The following is a 23176-nucleotide window of genomic DNA, read 5'->3' on the forward strand; positions in this document are numbered from 1 at the left end:
GGTATAGCCTGCAACCTGATGGACCGGGTGGAGGAAGTGGAGCTGCTGGTGCGCCAGATTAGCCGTGACTTTCCGCAGCTCAGGATTCTGCTGCGCCCCCACCCCCGCGACAAACGCAGCTATACCTTTGTCACCGGCATCAGCCCAAACGTCAGCCTAACCAACGCGCGACAGCAGTCCGTGTTTGAATACCTGCGGGATCTGGAAATGCTGATCAGCGGTAACTCCGGCATTCACCTGGAGGCAGTGCTGCTGAATGTATGGTCGGTTTACTACAATTTCAACCCGACAGAGGAACTGCATGATTATTATGGCTTTGTGGCGCAGGGACTGATTGAGAAAGCTGCTTCCTACGATGCGCTCAAGCCAATGCTCGCACAAGGTATAGCACATAAACCGCAGGTTTACCAACGAGCTAGCTATTACCACGCGACTGTGGGAACGGAGTACGACGGCAGGAGCGGCGAACTGGCAGCTGACTTAATAAAAGCAATGTTGGCTACCACCAATCAATTATAAGAATCGGCTACCTTTGTGGCCTGAAAAAGAAACATGAGTAAACATCTCCAGCGAGAGGGTATTTGGAACACCGTGATCTCATATGCCGGCATCGCCATCGGCTATGTGAACACCATCTTGCTGTTCCCGAACTTTTTGGAGGAGGAAGAAGTCGGCCTTACGCGTCTGCTGATCCAGATCTCGGTGATGTTTGCGCAGTTCTCCGCACTCGGCTTCGTGAACATGAGTGTGCGCTACTTCCCATATTTCCGGGATAAGAGCAAAGAACACCACGGCTTCCTGTTTCTGATGCTGGCTATACCTGTGCTGGGCTTTGGCGCCATCTCCGGATTATTCCTGCTGTTCAAGCCGGTTGTGATCGACTATTACATCGAGAATTCTCCGCTCCTGCTCGATTACTATTACTTTGTGATCCCGCTGGCCTTTTTCACACTGCTTTTCAATCTGCTCACAGCTTACCTGCGCTCGCTGTTCAAGACCATCATTTCGTCCTTCGCCCAGGACTTTCTGCTGCGCATCCTCACGACGGCACTGATTGGTCTTTATGCGCTTGGCTGGATCGAATTCAGGCAGTTCGTGCTGCTTTACATTGTCATCAATGCGGTGATCACGCTTTCGCTGGTAGTGTATGCGCTCTGGTTAAAGCAACTGTTCCTGAAGCCGCGCCTGGCAGCGCTCAGTATTGTACCCTTGCGTGAAATGCTGTACTTCGGTTTTTTCACCTTCCTGGGCAATATTTCTGTTACCATCATTACCACTGTCGATCAAATCATGATCAGCTCTTACAGCCTGGGCGACAACGGTATTTACACCACAGCTTTTTTCATCACCAGCGCCATCATGGTACCAGCCAGGTCTATTTTCAAGATCGCTTTTCCGCAAGTGGCCGAGTACTGGAAAGACAAGGACATGGCAGGTATGGAGCGGCTTTACAAGCAAATCACCCTGATCAACCTGATCGTTGGTTTGCTGCTCTTCATAGGCATCTGGGCCAACATTGACAACCTCTTCTCTTTTATGCCGGAAACCTACCGGGCAGGTAAGTATGTAGTATTGTTCCTGTCCATGGCTCGCATCATCGACCTGGCCACAGGTATAAACGGCATCATTCTGGCTACTTCCGAGAAGTACCGCTGGGATCTCCTTTTTAATGTGGTGCTGGCCGGCCTGACCATTTGGACGAACTATGTGTTCATTCCGCTCTATGGGATAAACGGTGCAGCAATGGCCTCCATGATCTCGTATGTTACGATCAACCTGCTGCGCCTGTTCTTTGTGCAGTGGCTCTACAAAATGCAACCTTTTGCCTGGAATTCGCTGGGTGTGACAGTCATTGCAGCCGTTGCGTTGGGAGTCTCATACTTGGTGCCATACCTTGGCAACCTATACCTGGACATCCTGGTGCGCTCCCTGCTGATTACCGCCATTTACATGGGCCTGATGCTCAGCCTACGGGTATATCCGGACATGAACCAGTGGATGTTTGCCCAGTGGCGCAGACTTAAATAAGTAGAAGGGTTCATTAACTGAAAACTGTGACAGGTATAGAAAAAGGTACACCTGTGCGGGGAGCTTTCTGTAAAAACTCCACTATTATAAAACCAAAAAAATTAGATTTAGTACCCTGTTGTTAGGTTAAAGGACTCCACTTTTGAATCGAGTACTTTGCCGTTTTCGCACTTGAGTACGCGGTGTGGGTAGCGGTTGATGATCTCGTAGTTGTGCGTAGCCATCAGGATAGCAGTACCGCTGTTATTGATCTCGTTAAAGAGCTGCATGATGCCATCGGCCACAATCGGGTCAAGGTTACCAGTTGGTTCATCAGCCAGCAAAATAACCGGTTCGTTGAGAAGGGCACGGGCTACCACAATGCGTTGCTGCTCACCACCGGACAGCTGGTGAGGCAGTTTGTTAGCGGCGGCATCCAGGCCAACACGCATCAACACTTCTGTAATACGCTGCTTGCGTTTCGACTTATCTTTCCAGCCCGTAGCTTTCAGTACAAAGGCCAGATTCTCAGCCACTGTACGATCGAAAAGTAACTGAAAGTCCTGAAACACGATACCGATCTTGCGACGCAGAAATGGTACTTGCTTACGCGGGAGCTTCGTGAGTTTAAAATCGGCGATGGTGCCTACGCCGGTCTGAAGTGGCAAATCACCGTAAAGAGTTTTGAGCAATGAGCTTTTTCCGCTACCAGTGCGCCCCACCAGGTATACAAACTCGCCTTTGTCAATGTCGAAGTTGACACTGCTCAACACGGTGTTTACGTCCTGATAGATAGCCACGTCGCGTAGCGATACCACGGGTGTAGATGAAGAAAAGCTCATAAGAAAATTAAATGTCTAGTTGCTGCAGTTTACCAAACTCGAGGGACTCAATCAGCGCAGCCAAAGCCTCCTCTTTTCCCTCCAAGCCATAGCGGTCCAGGTTCTTGAGTGGCCGGTCTGCCCTAAAGTAAGCAATCAGCACGAAATTATCGTCGCGCAGCTGAATATAATCCGGAATTTTGGCCTTGCCCTTTACTTTGATGATGTACATCTTTTTTTAATGAATAATGAGTAGTGACTAATGAAGAATTGCCAGGTATAGAATGGATAATGATTGATGAAGTAAAATGTTTAAGTATTGCCCCTTATTCACTTTACCCCATTAATCATTACTCATTATTCATTAGTTATTACTTATTTCCTTTTGCGTGGTCAGCCAGGAATTTCTGCAGACCGATGTCAGTCAGTGGGTGATTCAGCAGGCCCGTGATCACAGAAAGCGGACAAGTTACCACATCAGCTCCAAGTTCAGCGCACTGCACCAGGTGCATTACGTGACGAACAGAAGCAGCTAGTACCTGTGTCTGGTAACCGTAGTTACCATAAATATGCACGATCTGCTCGATCAGTTGCAAACCATCCGTTGACACGTCATCCAGACGACCTACGAAAGGAGACACATAAGTAGCACCAGCCTTGGCAGCCAGAATCGCCTGACCAGCAGAGAATACCAGTGTACAGTTGGTCTTGATGCCGCGCTCGCTGAAGTGACGGATCGCCTTCACACCTTCACGTGTCATAGGCACTTTCACTACAATGTTCGGGTGTAGTTCGGCCAGCAGTTCGCCTTCGCGTACCATGCCGTCGAAGTCCGTTGCGATCACTTCGGCGCTGATGTCACCATCCACGATTTCGCAAATCTGCTTATAGTGCGCCATCACATTGTCGTGTCCGAAGATACCTTCTTTGGCCATCAGCGATGGGTTGGTGGTAACACCGTCGAGCACACCGAGGTCGTGCGCTTCCTGAATTTCCTGCAGGTTTGCAGTATCAACAAAGAATTTCATAATGCTGGGGATGTAGATTTTCCTACAAATCTAACGCAATATGCCCTAAGTCAAAAGACATTGTATAAAAGATGCGGGACAATTGAGGTATAAGCCCTCAAAGGCAGGTTAACCTATTGTATGGCAGGGTATAGGAAGGCGCAGCTGGGCTTTAAATAAAAAAGACCGGCAGGGAGCCGATCAGAAAAGTATGGGCAAAAAAAAGTGGCAAAACCAACATCGCGCCGCTTCGACCATCTACCCTTGCTGCCTTCCGGCCCTGGGGGAGTTCGACGGGAGCTGGCCGTGCCGATTTGCCGTTACAAAAGTACGAAGATTATCCTGAAGTGCAAATTTATTCTTCGGAATTATGTTTGACAGACGTTATTGTGAACACATGTTTCTTACGGTCAGGGGATTTGATGCAGAAAAGAATTTTCTGCATCAAAGCTATACCTATAGTGTTGAAGTGAGTTCCTCCTTTCATCCATATCCACAAATTGTGCTTAAGCTAAACCGGTGGTGTGTTCCAGAGGACTCACTATAACAGACACAAGCGGGGATGCTTGAACCATACTACAAGTCTCGCCGCCATTTCAGCCCACCCCCACTTTCAACACCCCTCAAAAACATATCTCCCCTATTTTTGGCAAAAAAGCCTAATACACCTTACCTTTGCGCATGCCAGAAAAAATACTGATTCTCGACTTCGGCTCCCAGTACACCCAATTGATTGCAAGACGGGTGCGCGAGCTAAATGTGTATTGTGAGATTTACCCTTACAATAATGTTCCGGAACTCACGGAAGATGTCAAAGGCGTTATTCTATCGGGCAGCCCCTGCTCGGTGCGCGACCACGAACACCCAACCATCGATTTAAGCCAGTACATGGGCAAGCTTCCCTTACTGGGCGTGTGCTACGGCGCACAGCTGATCGCTTACGAGCACCAGGGCGAAGTAACCCCATCTACCATTCGCGAATACGGTCGTGCCAGACTTACGGAGCTGCACACGGCAAACCGCCTGATGAAAGAACTTACCCCAGGTTCTGTGGTATGGATGTCGCATGGCGACACGATCAAAGAAATTCCAGACAATTTTGAAGTTATAGCCAGCACGGAAACGGTACGTGTAGCCGCGTACAAGCTGCGCGACCAGGAAACCTACGGTATTCAGTTCCACCCAGAGGTAACCCACTCCGACGAAGGCAAAACCCTGCTCCGCAATTTTGTGGTGCACATCTGCGATTGCCAGCAGGACTGGACCTCCGAGCAGTTCGTGGATGCCACGGTGGCTGATCTGAGAGAGCAGCTGGGCAATGACAAGGTGGTACTTGGCCTGTCTGGCGGTGTAGACTCCAGTGTGGCGGCCATGCTGATCCACCAGGCGATCGGTAAAAACCTGTACTGCATCTTCGTAGATAACGGATTGCTGCGCAAGGACGAGTTTGAGACCGTACTTGATTCATATAAGCACATGGGTCTGAACGTGAAAGGTGTGGACGCCAAAGACCGCTTCTACGCAGCACTAGCCGGCATCTCCGATCCGGAAGGCAAGCGCAAGGCGATTGGCCGTGTGTTTATTGAGGTATTCGACGACGAAGCGCATCAGATTGAGGACGTGAAGTGGCTGGCACAAGGCACTATTTACCCGGACGTGATTGAGTCGCTGAGCGTGAAAGGTCCTTCGGCTACGATCAAATCGCACCACAACGTGGGCGGTCTGCCTGACTTCATGAAACTGAAAGTGGTAGAACCACTCAAAACACTTTTCAAAGATGAGGTGCGTTTGGTAGGTAAGACCCTTAAGATAGATGATACCATCCTTGGTCGCCATCCTTTCCCTGGTCCTGGTCTGGCTATCCGTATATTGGGTGACATCACACCGGAGAAGGTACACGTGCTGCAGCAGGTAGATCACATCTTCATCAGCAACCTGAAAAAATCAGGACTGTATGATGAGGTATGGCAGGCTGGCGCTATCCTGACACCTTTGCAATCAGTTGGTGTAATGGGTGATGAACGTACTTACGAAAATGTGGTGGCCCTTCGTGCTGTAACCTCTATCGACGGCATGACAGCGGACTGGAGCCGTTTACCGTATGAGTTCCTGGCCGATGTATCCAACGAGATCATCAACAAAGTAAAGGGTGTGAACCGCGTTGTGTACGACATCAGCTCGAAGCCACCAGCAACCATCGAGTGGGAGTAATATTATTGAGTGAATTAGTGATTGGGTGATTGAGTGAATTAGTGAATACTTGGTTTAGCATTGGTAAGGCTGCAGCTAAGAAATAGGTTAGTTAAGCCTTCGACTTTATTATAATCACTCAATCACTAATTCAAAAATAGAACAACATGAAGAGAAGCTTATTGAAGCATGCAGCGGGTATGCTGCTAATGGCTGCGCTTGCGCTGCCGGTACAGGCCCAGCAGGATTATGGCACGACCTATAGCAATGGCAAGGTACTGATAGAGCAGGAGCGCTATGACAAGGCCATGGCCGAGTTACTACCTATCACGCAGGCTGGTCCCAAAAATCAATACGCTCCCGAAGCTTCTTACTTGTATGCCGTAGCGGCGCTCAAGGCAAACAAACTGCCTGAAGCGCGGCGTATGCTGCAACAGCTACAGGGCCAGCACTCTAATTGGCCCAATCAACCTGAAGCAAGCTATTTACTTGCTAATGTACTTTTTGAACAAGGCGAGTATGAGCAGGCATTGGCTGAACTAAGTAGCCTTCGTTCCGCTAAACTACAAGCCGATGCCGAAAATCTGAAGCGTCACTACCTGATGCGCATCACGGACCGCGGAATTTTCGAGCAGTTACTGCAGCGCTATCCGGAAGATAAAGCTGTCGCACAGACCTATGCTGACAAGTTGCTGGCAGGTTGGTATCGTCCTGAGGACAGAACCACGCTGGAAAGCATTGTCTCAAAGCACCACCTGGACCGCAGCCGCTACCTGAGTGCCAATGCCATGCGCAAGCAGGCTTATAATGTAGCAGCCCTGATGCCGTTTCAGCTGGACCAGGACCTGGGGCAGGCAGCACGTAAGAATCAGTTTGCCACCGACCTTTTCGCAGGCATGAAGATGGCGCAGGACTCCCTCAAACGTCAGGGAATAAATATAAACCTCTATGCTTACGATGCAGGCACCGATACAACCGCTGTAAAGCGAATCCTGGAAACTTCGGAGCTCAAAAGCATGGATCTGGTTATCGGTCCTGTTTACAGGTCATCGGCCAAGATTGCAGCCCGTTTTGCCACTCAGAATAATGTGAATGTAATCAACCCGCTTACTCAGGACCTGGAAGTAGCTGCTGATAATGCCAATATTTTTCTATTTGAGTCTTCTGTAGCGACGCAGGCACGACAGGCTGCTACCTACGCTTACAACACTTTCGAGCCTAAAACGGCTGTCATCCTGTATGAAGACAACAAAGATGACATCGCGTTTAGCCAGCATTACCGCGAGCAGTTCCTGAAATTAGGGGGTAAAGTGGCAGCTTACAAAAAGATAAACTCTGCACAGAGCGCTGCCACCGCCGCTGTTTTCAAAGACCTGAAATTGGAAAATGTTGGCCACCTGGCTGTTTTCTCTGATCAGATGACGGCTGCGGCAAATACGGTTAGTACCTTACAGTCCAGAGCAGCCACGCTGCCACTCGTGACATTCGAAAAGTGGCTGGGTATAGGGCAGCTGACTCTGCGCCAGTTAGACGATCTGGAGATCTATTTTGTAAACCCGAAATACATCGATCAGATGAGTTCGGCAGCGCGTCACTTCCGTAAGAGGTATACGGCCAGGTATAACATGCCACCCTCACAGTATGCCTATGCCGGTTTTGAAATGATGTATTATTTTGGAACACTGCTCCAAAATTACGGTCCCCGCTTTAATCTGGCACTTGGCTCAGAGGGACTCCGCCCGGGTGTTTTTTACAAAGGCATAGGCTACACCGATCGTGCAGCTCTCAATGAAGTGCGCCGTGACAACCAGTACATTCCGATTACCAAACTGGAAAACCTGCAACTAACTGTTGTAAACCCGATCTTTTAATGCTCCAGGCATTACACATCAGGTATAGCACCCTGCCCATATCATTGCTTTTAAATTCAAAGAAATCAGAATTATGAAAATAGCACCAATCAGCGAAGAACTTTTCCAGCGTGCACAGCACTCCATACCAGGCGGGGTAAACTCTCCTGTACGAGCCTTCAGAGCCGTGGGCGGAAATCCACGTTTTATGGTATCAGCCAAAGGCCCTTATATGTTCGACGAGGACGGCAACCGCTACATGGAGCTTATTAACTCCTGGGGGCCTATGATCTTGGGTCATGCAGCGGAAATAGTGCAGGAGGCCGTGCAAAAGGCTATACCGAACTCGCTTTCTTTTGGAGCTCCTACCCGTAAGGAAATAGAAATCGCAGAGCTGATCGTGGACATGGTGCCCTCAATAGAGAAAGTACGCATGGTAAATTCCGGCACTGAGGCTACCATGTCGGCAGTACGTGTGGCCAGAGGCTATACTGGTCGCAACAAAATGATCAAATTCGAAGGCTGTTACCACGGCCACGGCGACTCTTTCTTGATCGCTGCCGGTAGCGGTGCCATTACTTTAGGGGTGCCCGATAGCCCGGGTGTAACGCAGGGTGTAGCAGCTGATACGCTTACGGCCCCATTCAATGACCTGGAGGCTGTAAAAACACTCGTCGAAGCCAATAAAGACCAGGTAGCGGCTATCATCCTGGAGCCGGTTGCCGGTAATATGGGGCTCGTGCTGCCGGAGCAAGGCTTCCTGCAGGGGCTGCGTGACCTTTGCACCAAAGAAGGCATCGTATTAATCTTTGACGAAGTGATGACCGGTTTCCGTCTGGCACCAGGCGGTGCACAGCAGTTATTCGGTGTAACGCCGGATCTGACTACACTCGGTAAGATCATAGGTGGCGGTATGCCAGTGGGTGCCTACGGCGGCAAGAAAGAGATCATGAACTTTGTAGCGCCAGCCGGACCGGTTTACCAGGCTGGTACCCTCTCCGGTAACCCGATCGCCATGTCGGCAGGTATGGCCATGCTGCAGTACCTGCAAGGTCATCCGGAAGTATACACGAACCTGGAGCAGACGACTACCAAAATGGTAAAAGGCATGAAGCAGAATATGCAGGAACTGGGGATGAACTTCACCATCAACCATGTGGGCTCTATGTTCAGCATCTTCTTCACAGAGCAGCCTGTTACCGATTTCGAAAGTGCCAAAACATCTGACACCGCCATGTTCGGTCGCTATTTCAACAGCATGCTACAGCGCGGCGTATACCTGGCTCCTTCCCAATACGAATCATTGTTCGTGTCTACAGCCATTACCGAGGAGCTGGTGCAGGAGTACCTGCAGGCAAACCGAGAAGCACTTCAGGAGGCAGTACAACAGTAAGCTATACCTTAGTGATTATAAAAGAGACGGCAGCCTACACCAAGGCTGCCGTTATTATTATAGGGAGGTACAGCCAGACCATCTTTTCCGGCGGGCATGCATTCTAACTCCAGCACCGTTATCCCCCTCCGGTTAGCCTTTCAACAATTTTGCAATTTAACCATTTAGCTAATTAACATTTCACAATCAACAATTCGCCCATTTTCCGTACTTTTACGGTCATAACATTGCACCCCCATGATTCTTACAGATAAGCAGATTTTAGAAGAGGTTGAGAAAGGCACTATTTTAATTGAGCCGTTCAGGCGCTCCAGCCTTGGCACCAACTCTTACGATGTACACCTGGGCCGCTACCTGGCCACTTACCGCGACGAAGTACTCGATGCCCGTCAGCACAACCAGATTGATGTCTTTGAAATCCCGGAGGAAGGCTTTGTCCTGCAACCTAACACCTTATACCTGGGTGTGACGCTGGAGTACACCGAAACACATGCGCACGTACCTTTTCTGGAAGGTAAGTCAAGCGTAGGTCGTCTCGGCATCGACATCCACGCAACGGCCGGTAAAGGTGATGTAGGCTTCTGCAACACATGGACTTTGGAAATTTCTGTAACGCAGCAGGTACGTGTATACCATGGCATGCCGATTGGTCAGCTGATTTATTTTGAAGTAAAAGGCGGCATTGAAAACTATTACAACAGTAAAGACAATGCCAAGTATAACAACCGCACAACCAAGCCTGTCGAATCGATGATGTGGCGCAACGAATGGTAATTTCTACCTAAAAAACATTAAAAAAAGGTCAAATATTAGCTTATTTGACCTTTTTTGGCATAATTCCTGCACTATATTACACGTATTCGACACTGAAAGGCAAGCAGGAAAATTTTTAAATGCCGGAATCATTTCACGGTGGCCTGCGTTTTAAAACTACAATGCCTCAGGAGAGAATGAAAAGCATTGAAAACACCAAAAACACTAAGATTATGAAAAAGCTACTGGTAATAACATTGATGGTATTCGGAACCGTATACGGCGCATTTGCTACAGGTAATAATGTAACAGTGATTGCTGAGAAGCGTGCCAACCACCTCACTGACCAGATGATTCGTGAGCTTCGTTTGAATAACTACCAGGCCAATAAGATTAGAGAGATTAACCTGGACGTAGCTGCCCAGATCACTGAGATTGAGCAGAAGCATGAAGGTAACGAGCAACTGATCACAGAGAAGTGCAAAGCAGTACTGGCCGTGCGTGACCTGGAGTTTGAAGACATCCTGAGCACTGTGCAGTATAACGATTACTTCGGTGACCGTAAAGTATATTCTAAAGTAGACCGTGAGTTTATGGCAAGCTTGGACGAACAAGGTTCTCAGAACCTGGCTACGAACGAAAAGGGCACTGAAAATACGACTGTCTCAAACGTAAACTAATTCGACATTTTAAATAAAAGCATAAAAGCCACCTCAAAGGGTGGCTTTCGTTGTTTATAGGACTAGTCTAGTTACTTTCCTTCTTGCGTTCCTCTTCTACGTGCTTCATCAAGTCTTCACAAAGAGCACGCATTTTATCAGCCATTACCTTATCGCTGGTGGCCGTAGCGATGCTCTGGGCCATAGCACCAATGGTGTCGATGTAGAAGTATTTCATTTCATCGATCGGCATGTCCTTGGTCCACAGGTCGATTTTCATGGTACCTGCTTCATCACGGTCCCATAGGGAAATATTGATGGCCTTCGCAAAATGGATTTTTTCGCCTGCATCGGTGGCTCTCCAGCTGATGGCTTCCGGTACACGCTGCTCGTCCAGCGCGATGCTAAAGTATATTTCTGACTTCTTCATTTTCGTTTCTGTTAAACTTTGTGCTATATATATCTCGTACTATGCTTGAATACTCAAACTAAGTACAAAGTTACGCGATGCGCTACGTAATAAAAACCTTCTTCTTTCTTTTTAGCCTGACCATCCTTTCGGGGTGTGCCAGCTTAACCTCCTCTACTAAAAAAACGAAACTCTACACAGTCGCTTTTTATAATACAGAGAAACTCTACGACACGAAGAATGACCCCAAAACAGATGATGACGGCTTCACCCCTGAAGGTATCATGCAGTGGGATGAGGACAGGTATAAGACCAAAATTCGCAATATTGCGAAAGTCATTGAGTCCATTGGCGGCAAAAACGGAGCTGACCTATTAGGTGTCAGCGAGGTGGAGAACCGGCAGGTGCTGGAGGACCTGGTCAGCTCCTCTCCTCTTCGCAAGCGCCGCTACAATATTATTCATTACGACTCTCCCGACCCTGAGGGGCTGGATGTGGCCCTGCTCTACAACCCCAGGTTTTCAAACCAACGACCCATACAAACCTACCTATCAAGTTCTCCGAAAAGGGCTTTAGCTCACGGGGCATACTGCAGGTAAAAGGAACGCTGGCAGGCGAGCCTGTGACGATTTATGTAAATCACTGGCCGGAAGACCGTGGCAGCACGACGCTCGGTACTGCCCGCAGAAGAGAGGCAGCGGTAGAACTCAGACGGCAGCTGGATGCGCAGCAGAAAGCAGACAGGGATGCCAAAATAATCGTGCTGGGTGATTTTACTGATGAGCCGAAGTCCTCCAACATGGAAAAGGTACTGAGAGCGACAGGCCGCCCTGATCCGTCTTACAATGAAGAGCTGTTTAACACCTTTTATTTGTGGTACGTGCAGGGGCACGGCAGCTTCCATACCCGCAACGACAACAAAATGCGAGATCAGATCCTGGTGTCCAAGTCGCTCCTGAATACCAGAGGTGGTTTGCACTACGCGCACGGCTCTGCCTTCATCCACGATCCGGAGTTTGCCAAATTCACCTTCGGCAGGTATAAGGATACGCCTCGTCAGACCTGGTCCGGTACCCTTTACATCGGCGGGTACAGCGACCACTTCCCGGTATACATCAAACTGCAAAAGTAGGCTATACACTGAGATAGACGACACCCTAAAAACAAGAAAGGCGAACCATAACGGTCCGCCTTTCTGCATTAGGAGAAATTATCTTCTTATACGTAATTGTTCAGCATTACAGGCATCACCAGCATCAGAACATTTTCATTATCTTCATTTGCAAGCGGCATCAACAGACCAGCACGGTTCGGTGTGGACAGCTCAAACGAGATTTCGTCAGCGTCGATGTTGTTGAGCATTTCGATCAAAAACTTCGCATTAAAGCCGATTTCCATGTCCTCACCGTCATATTGGCAAGTCAGGCGCTCGTTCGCTTCGTTCGAGAAGTCGAGGTCTTCGGCAGAAACCTGCAGCTCAGAGCCGGACAGCTTCAGACGAATCTGGTGCGTGGTTTTATTTGAGTAGATGGAAATACGACGCACAGAGCTCAGCAATGCAGAACGGTCGATCACCAGTTTGTTCGGGTTCTGTACAGGTATAACGTTCTCGTAGTCCGGATAACGCTCGTCAATCAGACGGCAGATCATGCGGATGTTGTCGAAGCTGAAGAAGGCGTTGGACTGGTTGAACTCCATGCGCACGGCAGTTGCCTCAGAAGGCAGCGTTGACTTCAGAAGCGTGAAAGCCTTGCGTGGAATGATAAGCGATGCTTCTTGGCTCGTGGCGATGTCCGTACGACGGAAACGCAGCAGACGGTGACCGTCTGTGGCTACGAACGTTACATTGTCAGGGCGCAGTTGCACATAGATACCCGTCATGGCTGGACGTAGCTCGTCGTTGCTTACTGCAAAGATCGTCTTGTTGATGGCACGAGCCAGCACGTTAGACGGGATCTCGATGGCGCTGCCACCCTTCACTACCGGTACACGCGGGAAGTCGGTTGCGTTCTCACCAGAAAGCTTGTAGCGTCCGTTTGCTGAACTGATCTCAATGGTATAGGTCTCTTCGTCAATCGTGAAAGTCACCGGCTGGTCTGGCAGGTTCTTCAGCGTCTCGATCAGGATCTTGGCAGGGGCAGCAATGCGGCCACTCTCCTTCGCCTCCACCTGCAGTTCAGTGATCATGGAAGTTTCCAGGTCACTGGCTGTGATGGTGAGGGTGCTGTCGTTGATCTCGAACAGGAAGTTCTCAAGGATAGGAACCACCGGGTTGTTGGTTACCACACCGTTTATGCTGGCTAACTGCTTCAAAAGAGCAGAAGAAGAGACGATAAATTTCATTATGTATAGCTATAATGTTATTTGGACAAAGTTAAAAATTTTTCGCATTTATGCTACCTGCACGGGCCCGGCTTTTTCACAATTTCTTTACATACAGGCAAAAAAAAATCAGAAGCGTTCGTAGCGACGCTTGCGCAGGTAGTAGCGCAGCACCCCAAACAGGGCCAGCAGCACGATCGGAGCCACGATGTTGAGCAGCTGCCAATAGGTACGCTCTTCTTTCACACGCACCCTATCCAGTGGCCGCAGTTGTATTTCTTTGCTGCGCACATTGATCAGACCCTCAGAGTCCAGCAGGTAATGAATGGTGTTCATGGCCAGCTCACGGTTCGCAAACGTTACATTGTTGTACCTGTCAAAACCCAGCTCGTAAGCCTGCCCCGTACGTGGGTTCACATCGTTGCGCACAAGGTCACCATCCGAGAAAACTGCTATTTTGGTTGGTACGCCTGTCTCTTTCACCTGTGGATCAGCCGCTCCCTCCGGAGCTCTTCTGTTACGGAAGAGCGATGTAAAGGCGCCCTCCAGCAGATAGCCTACAGGCTGAGGCCCCGCCTGGTATTGCTCCGGTTTTACATCCATACGGGCTTCTTCAAGCGTTAGCGGTACCGGCGCCTGCATGATACGGGAATAAACTGAGGTAAAGGCCAGCGGTGTTTTGCGAATGCCGTCAGCTCTTACAGTATCCATCGTTCCAATAAACTTGGAATACACCGCATCGATGTTGCGCGTAATTGGGTGCTTGGCAAAGGTGTTGAGCAGTGGATAGAAACGCCAGTTGATCATCTCGGTTTGCGGCCGCTCACCGGTATAGCCTGTTACAATGGGTATAAAGCCAGAATTCAGATCCATGATCATGGTTGGGTTCAGGCGCACGCCATAACGGAAGAACAGGTCATCCAGATTGAGATTGTAAGGCATGGCGAACATCCCGCCTGCTCCTACGCTATCCATATTCGCGTTTAAGGCATCTACAAAAAATACTGCCTTGCCCCCGTTCATGATGAACTGGTCAATCTTGTACTTGTCGGCTTCGGTAAAAGGTTGGGTTGGTTTGGCAATGATGATCAGGTCCAGGCCTTGCAAGGTAGGGATATCACGCAGTTCGCCGCGGGCCACCCGGTAGAACTCCTGCAAAGAACCCAGTAAATCCGTCACATTCTGTGTCTCCAACTGCCCCTGTCCGCTGATGTAGCCGATGGTCTTACTGCCCTGGAAGGCCATTTTGCGTATCGCCGTAGCTAGTTCGTACTCCACTCCCTCTACTGACTGGTTCAGGCGTTCGTCAGGAGAGGCCGCCAGGTTGCCTTTCAGGAGCATTACGCCGGTTTCTTTGCCTTTGTACATCACGCGAGCACCCGGAAATACCAGTCGTTCCACCTGCTTGCCGCCTTCGTTAGCGCGTAGGTTAGTAGGCTGTATACCTGCCTGCGCTAGCTTCTGGAAAAACTCCACCCGCTGCTTCTCGTCTGTGATGTCATTCGGATCAATGAACTCGTAGCGCACATTGCCGCCTGCGTAAATACGGAATTCGTCCAGGGTCTCGCGTACCGACTGCTGCAGGCGTTTAAAACCTGCTGGAAATTCCCCCTCAAGGTATACCTCTACAAACACCGGCTCCGGCAACTCCGACAGCATCTGCTTGGTAACAGGCGAAATGGTATAGCGCTTATCCTCGGTCAGGTCGAGGCGGAAGAAGAAGTTGGCGACCAGTATGTTGAGCAGCACAATGGCTGCCAACGCGATCAGAAAGCGGGTCAGGTCGCGGCTGCGCTTGCTTTTGTGTTTCGTTGCCTGCTCCGTTACCATTTTCTGCTGCTCAATACAAGTTTGGTGGAAAGAATCATGATCGCAATCACACTCAGGAAGTACAGCACGTCGCGCGAGTCGATCAGCCCTTTGCTGATGGCCGTGTAGTGATACTCTATACCTAACTGACTGATGAAGTAGCTATAGCCGCCCCACACAGGTATAGATGCAATCAATTCGAAGCCTGCGTAGAAGATGTAGCACAGGAAAATAGCGATCACGAAAGAGATGATCTGGTTGTCTGAGACAGAGGAGGCAAAGACCCCGATAGCGGCAAATACGCCAGCTAGGAACACCAAGCCAAGGTATGAGCCCACCACAGCGCTGAGTCTACGTTGCCTTGCGGTTGCCGAGCTCATATACGCTATAGTAGTAGATCAGCGTAGGTATAAGGGCAAAAAGCGCCAGCAGGAGCGCAGCGAAGTATTTACCCAGAATAAGCTGTAAGTCCGAGATCGGCTTGGTGAGCAGGAGTTCGATCGTGCCCTCCCGTTTCTCCTCGGCAAAGGTGCGCATGGTGATCGCCGGAATCAGGAACAGGAACAGCCAGGGCGCCATGTTGAACAGCGTCTGCATGTCGGCAAAGCCGTAGTCGAGCACGTTACTTTCGGGGAACACCCACATGAACATGCCGATGGCCACCAGAAAAACCGTGATCACGATATAGGCAATCAGTGTGTTCAGGAAGCCGTTAAATTCTTTTTTAAGTATAGCGAGCATTAGGTATACCTACTTCGTCAGTTGTTGGAAAATCTTTTCGAGGGAGTTTTCTTCGTGGCGCAGTCCTACCAGTGGCCAGTTGCGCTCGGCAGCCACCCGGAAAAGGGTCGCGCGGATGTCAGTATCCTTGCGGGAAACCACCCGGTAGGTCGCACCCTCAACTAGAGTCGCTGTCAGAACTCCAGGCACTTGCTCAAGCGCCTCGACAGGTATAGGCTGCTCGAACTCCACCAGGGTTGTCTTTTCATTGCGGGAGCCAGCCTGCAGACTGGCCACATCGCTGTCAGCCACCAGTTTGCCGCGGTTGATGATCACGACGCGATCGCAGATGGCGGTCACCTCCTGCATGATATGGGTTGAGAAGATCACGGTTTTGTCCTGCCCGATACGCTTGATGAGGGAGCGTATCTCCACGATCTGGTTTGGGTCGAGGCCGGTGGTCGGTTCGTCGAGGATCAGCACCTGGGGGTCGTGCACCAGCGCCTGCGCCAGGCCCACCCTTTGGCGGTAACCTTTGGAAAGCGCACCGATCTTCTTGCCCTGCTCCAGGGTGAGGCCACAAAGCTCCACCATCTCCTGCACCCGCTCTTTTGCCTTTCGCCCTTTCAGGCCGTAAACAGAGGCCACAAACTGCAGGTACTCGTGCACATACATGTCCAGGTAGAGCGGGTTGTGCTCCGGCAGATAGCCCACATGGCGGCGCACCGCAATAGGATCCTGCACCACATCATAGCCGGCTACCTGTACGGTACCCGCACTTGGGGGCAGGTAGCAGGTAGCAATCTTCATGGTCGTGGACTTGCCGGCACCGTTAGGTCCCAGAAAGCCAAGTATTTGCCCCTGCGAGACCGAAAACGAAATATCATCGACAGCCCGTTGCGACCCGAAAAGCTTGGTAAGGTTTTTTACTTCGACAGACATTATTTACAGTAATGAATGCATAATGAACAATGACAATCGGCTTCAGGCCTGACCATTATTCATTTACCATTCTGAATTCAGCTTTAATTAGGTATGCAAAGCTACAAAAGCTGTTCCACATTATGGCTATACCTGTTTTCTGCCTTTTGGCATCAGCGGACGCACCTCAATGTCTACGTGGTGGTAGTTGGCGTGCGATTCCAGGCAGTGCACAATGGTGGAGGCGATATCCTCCGGACGCATCATGTTATCGTTTACCGTTACGCTATCGATGTTGTCGAAAAAGTTGGTTTGCACGGAGCCAGGGTAGATGCAGGTTACTTTCACGCCATAGTCGCGCACCTCTTTGTAGAGCGAGTGCGAAATACCGCGCACCGCATGCTTGGTGGCGCAGTAAGCCGACATCTGCTCTATACCTGTAGTACCTGCTATGGAGGAGATGTTGATGATGTGACCCTCTCCCATTTCCTTCATGCCGGGCACCACCAGACGGGTACAGTAGAAGAGGCCATGCACGTTTGTGTCGAACATCAGATGCCACTCTTCCAGGTCCTGGTCTTCGAGCGTAGCCGAGCGACCCAGTCCGGCATTGTTCACCAGTACACTGATATGGCCACCGAAATGCTCCACGGTGTGCTTGTAGGCCATTTGAACCGAGTCGGCACGGCGCACATCGCATTCTACAAACTCAAAATGCTCATGCTGCACATCTGGGTTAGTTCTGCCCAGCCTGCTACTTTCGCGCCCTGCTCCAGCAGCGCATGTACGGCAGCCAGTCCTATACCTCTGCTCACGCCGGTTACCACGGCTATCTTATTTTCCAGTTTCATAGTTTTATGTTTATAGGGAGTTTATAATCTGTAAAGCAGGCCTGCCCGGATTACTTGGGTATATAGCTTCATATTGGCGCCTTCCATGTTAGCCTTGTAGTTCTTGATACCATGGGCGTAACTCAAGGATAGGCCGAAGTGACCATGGTAGCCTGTTATACCCAGTCTAGGTCTGAAATCAGTGATCGATTCGTTGCGGTCTATTCTTGTCTTAAATTCAGTTCCATCTTCCAGTGTCGCCTCCGATCTCTCTTTCATTTGCTGACTGAAACCAATATCCGAACCGAGGGTTAGGTCCAGGTCTATAGGGCTTTGCTTGATCCGCCAGCCAATGTAAGGCTGCAGATTGATATAATCGGCTATGATGACAGCTTTACCGTCAGCCGGATGTGTCATAGAAGAACTGTGCGACCAAAAGCCATGGGCTCTGTCTATCTTAGCCTGTGTTCGCAGTTGCTCGTACCCTGCCTGAGTACCCAGTATAAAGCCACCAGCTGCAACAAATTGCGCCTGCAAACTACCTCCATATGTCACGTTATACCTGTTGCCATACGGATTGATCACCATTGGAGCGCTGCCCCAGGTATCATTAAGGACCATTACAGTCGTTTTGGTAGACGATTCTCCTGTAAACCTTGACAAACCAGAGTTTAGCTGGGCGCTGTACTCCATTTTCTGGCCAAATACTACAGTAGCGCTACCTAGCGCAAGCAAAAGCAGGTATACTTTTTTCATATAGGTATAAGTTTGTTTTCTAATTCAAATCAACCCTGCCTTCCCTCTTTACTTTCTTAAATTAAATATCACCTAGTTGCGGTCTGATCAGGATCTCCTCCACCACACTGTTAGGTGACATGGCGTAGGCTCCATAAATGGCCATGGCTACATCTTCGGCCCGCATAAAACGCTCGGGCGGCAGGTCCACGCCTTCCCAGCTGGCTGTTAAGGTTGCGCCGGGCAAAATAGCCGTAACACGGACACCATGCTCTTTCATCTCCTCACGCAATACTTTTGACATCCCGAGCAAGGCGTATTTTGAAATACAATATGAGCCGCCATTGGTGTAGGGGGTGATGCTGGCCGTGGAGCACATATTGAAGACATGCCCGCTTCTGCGCTTCTTCATATCCAGCACAAAAGCCTTGGTGATGTAGTAGGCGCTGTAGAGGTTCGTATTGATCATCATTGGAAGCGCCGCATCATCCTCCTCGTGCACTTTGCCAGGTATAAACAGTCCACTGTTGTTGACAATCACCTCGATCTTGACCTCAAGGCCTTTCACATAAGCGATAAAGTTTTTGAGTGAGCCCATATCGCTCAGATCGGCCTCCTGGTAGAATACTTTGGAAAAGGTATAGCGCTCCTCAATTTCCAGTTTCAGCTTTTTCAGGTCTTTTTCGTTTCGGGAACAAGTAATGATATGAAAGCCCTCTTTTGCAAATTGTTCGATCACGGCCCTGCCAATGCCTTTTGTGCCACCTGTCACCAAAATATACTGCTGCATGTGCTCTATATAGATATTAGATAATACGTTTTCAAAATTTAACCGTAATATAGGCATTTAAACAGTATTTTTGTTTAGAAACACGTTTAATACCTTGTTTAACACGTAACGCCTGTATGCTACAATCCTTTGGGAAATACCTGCTGTTCATGCAAAGCCTTTTCATCCGTAAAGAATCCGCCAGGATTCTGTTCGGGCGCACCGTCGACGAGGCTATTTTGATCGGCATCAACTCTATATTCATCGTTGCCATCGTTTCCACCTTTATCGGTGCGGTTACCTGTGTGCAGGTGTCATATAACCTCAACAATGCTTTCATACCCCGTTCCACCATTGGTTTTATGGTGCGCGAAATGACTATTCTGGAACTGGCTCCTACTATCACCTCTATTGTACTGGCAGGCAAGGTTGGCTCGAGCATCGCCGGTGGTCTGGGCACCATGCAGATCACCGAGCAGGTAGACGCCCTGGAAGTAATGGGTATCAACTCGGCCTCGTACCTGGTACTGCCTAAGGTGGTCGCAGCCATCCTGGTGTTTCCGATGCTGGTGATACTGGCCATGTTCCTTTCTATACTGGGAGGCTACTTAGCCGGAACGCTTTCAGGTGAATTAACACCTCAGGAGTACATTACAGGTATACGTGACGGGTTTATTCCGTATAACATCACATTTGCACTGATCAAATCAGTAGTGTTTGCTTTTCTGATTTCGTCTATCTCCTCCTTTCGCGGTTACTATACCTCAGGCGGGGCGCTGGAAGTCGGAGCTGCCAGTACCTCAGCTGTAACTAGCAGCGTCATCGCCATTCTGATCGGTGACTTTGTGCTGGCATATATCTTACTGTAGGTTTGTTGACCATTAAAAAATCTACTGGAGTTCATCGCGTCTTTGCCTTTAGCTCCCGAATACAAGAATCAACATGATTGAAATACATAACATACATAAAGCATTTAACGGCAAGAAAGTACTGGACGGTGTAAGCGGCGTCTTTGAGACGGGCAAAACCAATCTGCTTCTTGGTGCCAGTGGTACCGGCAAAAGTGTGCTGCTCAAGTGCATCGTGGGTCTCATCAAGCCCGACCTTGGCAGTGTGACCTCGACGGGACTTACTTTACCAACAACAAGCTCGATATCCGGCAGGAGATCCGCCGCAAGATCGGCATGCTCTTCCAGGGCTCCGCCTTGTTTGACTCCATGACGGTAGAGCAGAATGTGGAGTTCCCACTCAAGATGCTTACTGACATGACTAAGGAGGAGCGTAAAGAGCGTGTTGACTTTTGCCTGAAGCGTGTCGGCCTGGAGGGTGCCAATAAAAAAATGCCTTCCGAGATCAGTGGCGGTATGAAGAAGCGTGTCGGCATAGCCCGCGCCATTGCCCCGCACTGTACCTACCTGTTCTGCGACGAACCTAACTCCGGCCTTGACCCACAAACAGCACTCAAGATTGACGAACTTATCAAAGAGATTACCGAAGAATACAACATCACCACGATCATCGTGACGCACGACATGAACTCGGTGATAGAGATCGGTGACAAGATCTTTTTCCTTTACGAAGGCAAGAAGCTCTGGGAAGCACCCGCGATGACATCATGGACACAGATATCAAAGAGCTCAACGACTTTATATTCGCCAACCGTCTGATGCGTGATGCCAAGAAGGTGGAAGAAGAAGAGCGCGAAGAAGAGGAAGAGCGCAGACACAATGGGCAGCTGGCTTCACAGGCAAAGAAAAAGCTCCTTCTGAAGAATCAGCGGAAACAGTGAAGGAGCCACATCCCGACAACCCGGAAGGCCCTACCGCTACTACCCAAACCGGTAACGACAAAGTATAAACCCAGGTACAGGTATAAGCAAAGAGCTACAAAGCTTTAAATCATAAAAAAAGGCTCCCGCTTAGGTATAGCGGGAGCCTTTTTTATTAGTATAGCTTCTTGTTTAGAAGTTCAAGCCGAACAGCATACCTGCCACGGTAGCCGTCATCATACAGGCAAGCGAAGCTCCGAGCAAGGCGATAAAGCCGAGTTTGGAAAGCTGTCCCTGCTGGTTGGGCGCCATGCTACCGATACCACCAATCTGGATGGCAATCGAGCTAAAGTTAGAGAAGCCAGCCAAGGCATAGGTTGCCATCACCAGGGCTTTCGGACCCAATGTGCCCGCTTCTTTCATGTTAGCCAGGTCGAGGTAGGCCACGAATTCGTTGATAGCCGTTTTCTGTCCGAGCAAGCTTCCCACTTGCAAAGTATCGGCCCATGGCACACCCATAATAAAGGCAAACACGCGGAAGATCTGGCCCAGAATATACTGTAAAGAGAAACCGCTGAACTGGCCGTTTGTGCTGCTGGCCACCATCCCGTTCAGACCAGTCCAAACACCGATCATATCCGTCAGGATATAGTTCACCAAAGCAATCACGGCAATGAAAGCGAGCAACATACCACCTACGTTCGCGGCTAGTCGCAGACCGTCACCAGCTCCTCTTGAGAGAGCATCAATCAGGTTCACACCCAGCTGCTCTTCGTTTACTTCGAGCTTGTTCGTGATTTCTTCGTGTTCTGTTTCTGGTACCAGGATTTTAGCCAGTACGATACCTGCCGGGGCGTTCATGATAGAGGCAGTGAGGAGGTGTGCCGCAAAGATGGCTTTCTGTGCCGGATCAGTACCGCCGAGGAAAGAAACGTAGGCCGCCAGTACACCACCGGCCAGCGTCGCCATACCACCTGTCATCAGACACATCAGTTCGGAACGCGTCATGCGGGCTATAAATGGACGTACAAGTAACGGTGCCTCTGTCTGTCCTAAAAAGATGTTGCCAGCAGCAGAAAGGCTCTCAGGACCGGACAGGCGCATCACCTTCGACATCACCCAGCGATGCCGTACACGATCTTCTGGAGCACACCGAGGTAGTACAAACCAGCCGATACTGTGGAAAAGAAGATAATGGTCGGAAGAACCGAGAAAGCAAAGATAAAGCCTAGCCCGCTGTTCTTAGACGGGTCGGCCAGATTGCCGAAGAGGAATTGTGCGCCCGCCTGTGAGAAATCCAGAAAAGTAACGAAGCCCTCGCTTACGTAGGCAAAGCCTTTTGCCACCACAGGTACCTGCGTAACAAGCACACCAAAAAGGATTTGCAGACAGACACCGTAACCTACGAGTCTCCAATCAATGTTTTTGCGGCTTTTAGAGAACGCAAAGGCGATGGCAATAATGGCTAGTAGGCCAAGAAGCCCTCTGAAAATATCGAACATGCTGTGGGACAAAATTTGGCCAAAAGTAAGGCGAATATCTGTTAAAACAAAAAGTCCCACCCCGATTAGGGGCAGGACTTTTAAAGTATAGCGTATGTTATGCTAGTTTCGCTTGTTCAACTCGTCGCGGATCTTGGCGGCACGCTCGTAGTCCTCTTTTTCAAGAGCTTCATTGAGCATCTTATTCAGGTCATCAACTGACGTCTGGTTGAGCGGCTCCTTGGCGCTCGGAGTCGATGAAGAACTGCTTTTCACGGCCATTTCTTCATTTTCATCTTCTTCTTCTTCCAGGTCGCTCAAAATAATGCCAGCTTCCGAAAGCACACTTTCCACCGTGTAGATAGGCACCCCAAAGCGCAATCCGATGGCAATGGCATCGGACGGACGTGCATCCAGTTCGAACTCCTTTTCTCCGTCGGTGCACATGATCTTGGAATAGAACACGCCCTCCTTCAGGTCTGAGATCAGGATCTCGGTGATGTTCACGTTCATCTGCTCGGCAAAGGTCTTGAACAAGTCGTGCGTGAGCGGACGGTTTGGGTTGATTTTTTCTATCTGTATGGCAATGGACTGCGCCTCGAACATACCAATGATGATCGGTAGCCTGCGGTTTCCATCACGCTCACCCAACACCAGCGCAAACGATCCCGTCTGCGATTGGCTGGAGGAGAGCCCGAGTATCTCTAGCTGTATTTTTTTCACAATTAAGCT

General features: G+C 49.7%; 17 protein-coding genes, 1 other RNA gene and 6 pseudogenes. 10 read left to right on the plus strand and 14 right to left on the minus strand.

The window, feature by feature from the left end; all coding sequences use genetic code 11:
• Together O71_RS24235 and O71_RS06390 are read left to right on the plus strand one after the other, a co-directional pair.
• Window positions 1-519: pseudogene (locus O71_RS24235) on the plus strand (hypothetical protein); the annotation flags it as partial.
• Between the two features lie 33 nt (window positions 520-552).
• A complete protein-coding gene (locus tag O71_RS06390; protein ID WP_007654510.1) occupies window positions 553-2028 on the plus strand; it encodes a lipopolysaccharide biosynthesis protein in 1476 nt (491 codons plus the stop codon).
• A gap of 107 nt (window positions 2029-2135) precedes the next feature.
• Here O71_RS06390 and O71_RS06395 read toward each other — a convergent pair whose 3' ends face one another.
• The 4 genes from O71_RS06395 to ffs all read right to left on the minus strand — a co-directional run bounded on the left by O71_RS06395 (window position 2136) and on the right by ffs (window position 4157).
• Entirely contained in the window at window positions 2136-2849 is a 714-nt protein-coding gene (locus tag O71_RS06395; protein WP_007654511.1) for a cell division ATP-binding protein FtsE, read from the minus strand.
• Between the two features lie 7 nt (window positions 2850-2856).
• Window positions 2857-3060 (minus strand): hypothetical protein, encoded by a 204-nt coding sequence (locus tag O71_RS06400; protein ID WP_007654512.1) that lies wholly within the window; start codon window positions 3058-3060, stop codon window positions 2857-2859.
• A gap of 139 nt (window positions 3061-3199) precedes the next feature.
• Window positions 3200-3856 carry a fructose-6-phosphate aldolase gene (gene fsa, locus O71_RS06405; RefSeq protein ID WP_007654513.1) on the minus strand — a complete coding sequence of 219 codons (657 nt, stop codon included), beginning with the start codon at window positions 3854-3856 and terminating at the stop codon, window positions 3200-3202.
• Window positions 3857-4056: 200 nt separating this feature from the next.
• Window positions 4057-4157: signal recognition particle sRNA small type (gene ffs, locus O71_RS22555), an RNA gene on the minus strand.
• Window positions 4158-4516: 359 nt separating this feature from the next.
• Here ffs and guaA point away from each other — a divergent pair.
• From guaA to O71_RS06430, 5 genes are all read left to right on the plus strand, one after another.
• Window positions 4517-6046, plus strand: coding sequence for a glutamine-hydrolyzing GMP synthase (gene guaA, locus O71_RS06410; RefSeq protein ID WP_007654514.1), 1530 nt, complete (start codon window positions 4517-4519; stop codon window positions 6044-6046).
• A 146-nt stretch (window positions 6047-6192) separates the two neighbouring features.
• Window positions 6193-7896 (plus strand): ABC transporter substrate-binding protein, encoded by a 1704-nt coding sequence (locus O71_RS06415; protein ID WP_237717731.1) that lies wholly within the window; start codon window positions 6193-6195, stop codon window positions 7894-7896.
• 73 nt (window positions 7897-7969) lie between these two features.
• A complete protein-coding gene (hemL, locus tag O71_RS06420; RefSeq protein WP_007654517.1) occupies window positions 7970-9268 on the plus strand; it encodes a glutamate-1-semialdehyde 2,1-aminomutase in 1299 nt (432 codons plus the stop codon).
• 237 nt (window positions 9269-9505) lie between these two features.
• Window positions 9506-10042, plus strand: coding sequence for a dCTP deaminase (dcd, locus tag O71_RS06425; protein WP_007654526.1), 537 nt, complete (start codon window positions 9506-9508; stop codon window positions 10040-10042).
• A gap of 212 nt (window positions 10043-10254) precedes the next feature.
• Complete coding sequence (locus tag O71_RS06430; protein ID WP_155800615.1) at window positions 10255-10701, plus strand: hypothetical protein; 447 nt, start codon at window positions 10255-10257, stop codon at window positions 10699-10701.
• A 67-nt stretch (window positions 10702-10768) separates the two neighbouring features.
• Here O71_RS06430 and gldC read toward each other — a convergent pair whose 3' ends face one another.
• Complete coding sequence (gene gldC / locus O71_RS06435) at window positions 10769-11110, minus strand: gliding motility protein GldC (protein ID WP_007654530.1); 342 nt, start codon at window positions 11108-11110, stop codon at window positions 10769-10771.
• 77 nt (window positions 11111-11187) lie between these two features.
• Between gldC and O71_RS25275 the strand changes: the two are divergent.
• A pseudogene (locus O71_RS25275) lies at window positions 11188-12221 on the plus strand (endonuclease/exonuclease/phosphatase family protein).
• 86 nt (window positions 12222-12307) lie between these two features.
• On the opposite strand, the gene dnaN reads toward O71_RS25275, so the two are convergent.
• The 7 genes and pseudogenes from dnaN to O71_RS06480 form a co-directional block, all read right to left on the minus strand.
• Window positions 12308-13432 carry a DNA polymerase III subunit beta gene (gene dnaN, locus O71_RS06450; protein ID WP_007654541.1) on the minus strand — a complete coding sequence of 375 codons (1125 nt, stop codon included), beginning with the start codon at window positions 13430-13432 and terminating at the stop codon, window positions 12308-12310.
• A gap of 108 nt (window positions 13433-13540) precedes the next feature.
• Window positions 13541-15241 (minus strand): gliding motility-associated ABC transporter substrate-binding protein GldG, encoded by a 1701-nt coding sequence (gldG, locus tag O71_RS06455; RefSeq protein WP_007654543.1) that lies wholly within the window; start codon window positions 15239-15241, stop codon window positions 13541-13543.
• Window positions 15235-15961, minus strand: a pseudogene (gldF, locus tag O71_RS06460) (gliding motility-associated ABC transporter permease subunit GldF). The gene gldG and the pseudogene gldF overlap by 7 nt, the downstream one beginning before the upstream one ends.
• Window positions 15962-15970: 9 nt before the next feature.
• The gene (gene gldA / locus O71_RS06465; protein ID WP_007654544.1) at window positions 15971-16882 is read right to left on the minus strand and encodes a gliding motility-associated ABC transporter ATP-binding subunit GldA; all 912 of its coding nucleotides are present in this window, start codon (window positions 16880-16882) and stop codon (window positions 15971-15973) included.
• 126 nt (window positions 16883-17008) lie between these two features.
• A pseudogene (locus O71_RS06470) lies at window positions 17009-17712 on the minus strand (SDR family oxidoreductase).
• A 21-nt stretch (window positions 17713-17733) separates the two neighbouring features.
• A complete protein-coding gene (locus tag O71_RS06475) occupies window positions 17734-18447 on the minus strand; it encodes a hypothetical protein (protein ID WP_007654547.1) in 714 nt (237 codons plus the stop codon).
• Between the two features lie 61 nt (window positions 18448-18508).
• Complete coding sequence (locus O71_RS06480) at window positions 18509-19216, minus strand: SDR family oxidoreductase (protein ID WP_007654548.1); 708 nt, start codon at window positions 19214-19216, stop codon at window positions 18509-18511.
• A gap of 116 nt (window positions 19217-19332) precedes the next feature.
• Between O71_RS06480 and O71_RS06485 the strand changes: the two genes are divergently transcribed.
• Both O71_RS06485 and O71_RS06490 read left to right on the plus strand, forming a co-directional pair.
• Entirely contained in the window at window positions 19333-20064 is a 732-nt protein-coding gene (locus O71_RS06485; RefSeq protein WP_007654551.1) for an ABC transporter permease, read from the plus strand.
• A 73-nt stretch (window positions 20065-20137) separates the two neighbouring features.
• A pseudogene (locus O71_RS06490) lies at window positions 20138-20984 on the plus strand (ABC transporter ATP-binding protein).
• A gap of 171 nt (window positions 20985-21155) precedes the next feature.
• On the opposite strand, the pseudogene O71_RS06495 reads toward O71_RS06490, so the two are convergent.
• Window positions 21156-22465: pseudogene (locus O71_RS06495) on the minus strand (NupC/NupG family nucleoside CNT transporter).
• A gap of 102 nt (window positions 22466-22567) precedes the next feature.
• Window positions 22568-23167: a bifunctional nuclease family protein gene (locus O71_RS06500; RefSeq protein WP_007654558.1), complete on the minus strand. Its 600-nt coding sequence runs from the start codon at window positions 23165-23167 to the stop codon at window positions 22568-22570.
• Window positions 23168-23176 lie beyond the last annotated feature (9 nt).

It is taken from the genome of Pontibacter sp. BAB1700 (genome assembly GCF_000277005.1).
Lineage (GTDB): Bacteria > Bacteroidota > Bacteroidia > Cytophagales > Hymenobacteraceae > Pontibacter > Pontibacter lucknowensis.

What these genes read in the sequence shown, in the direction of transcription:
- gldG (WP_007654543.1), bottom strand. Translation starts at nt 15,241, where the DNA reads ATGGTAACGGAGCAGGCAACGAAACACAAAAGCAAGCGCAGCCGCGAC.
- hemL (WP_007654517.1), top strand. Translation starts at nt 7,970, where the DNA reads ATGAAAATAGCACCAATCAGCGAAGAACTTTTCCAGCGTGCACAGCAC.
- O71_RS06485 (WP_007654551.1), top strand. Translation starts at nt 19,333, where the DNA reads ATGCTACAATCCTTTGGGAAATACCTGCTGTTCATGCAAAGCCTTTTC.
- dcd (WP_007654526.1), top strand. Translation starts at nt 9,506, where the DNA reads ATGATTCTTACAGATAAGCAGATTTTAGAAGAGGTTGAGAAAGGCACT.
- gldA (WP_007654544.1), bottom strand. Translation starts at nt 16,882, where the DNA reads ATGTCTGTCGAAGTAAAAAACCTTACCAAGCTTTTCGGGTCGCAACGG.
- O71_RS06415 (WP_237717731.1), top strand. Translation starts at nt 6,193, where the DNA reads ATGAAGAGAAGCTTATTGAAGCATGCAGCGGGTATGCTGCTAATGGCT.
- O71_RS06475 (WP_007654547.1), bottom strand. Translation starts at nt 18,447, where the DNA reads ATGAAAAAAGTATACCTGCTTTTGCTTGCGCTAGGTAGCGCTACTGTA.
- O71_RS06390 (WP_007654510.1), top strand. Translation starts at nt 553, where the DNA reads ATGAGTAAACATCTCCAGCGAGAGGGTATTTGGAACACCGTGATCTCA.
- O71_RS06400 (WP_007654512.1), bottom strand. Translation starts at nt 3,060, where the DNA reads ATGTACATCATCAAAGTAAAGGGCAAGGCCAAAATTCCGGATTATATT.
- guaA (WP_007654514.1), top strand. Translation starts at nt 4,517, where the DNA reads ATGCCAGAAAAAATACTGATTCTCGACTTCGGCTCCCAGTACACCCAA.
- O71_RS06395 (WP_007654511.1), bottom strand. Translation starts at nt 2,849, where the DNA reads ATGAGCTTTTCTTCATCTACACCCGTGGTATCGCTACGCGACGTGGCT.
- fsa (WP_007654513.1), bottom strand. Translation starts at nt 3,856, where the DNA reads ATGAAATTCTTTGTTGATACTGCAAACCTGCAGGAAATTCAGGAAGCG.
- O71_RS06480 (WP_007654548.1), bottom strand. Translation starts at nt 19,216, where the DNA reads ATGCAGCAGTATATTTTGGTGACAGGTGGCACAAAAGGCATTGGCAGG.
- dnaN (WP_007654541.1), bottom strand. Translation starts at nt 13,432, where the DNA reads ATGAAATTTATCGTCTCTTCTTCTGCTCTTTTGAAGCAGTTAGCCAGC.
- gldC (WP_007654530.1), bottom strand. Translation starts at nt 11,110, where the DNA reads ATGAAGAAGTCAGAAATATACTTTAGCATCGCGCTGGACGAGCAGCGT.
- O71_RS06430 (WP_155800615.1), top strand. Translation starts at nt 10,255, where the DNA reads ATGAAAAAGCTACTGGTAATAACATTGATGGTATTCGGAACCGTATAC.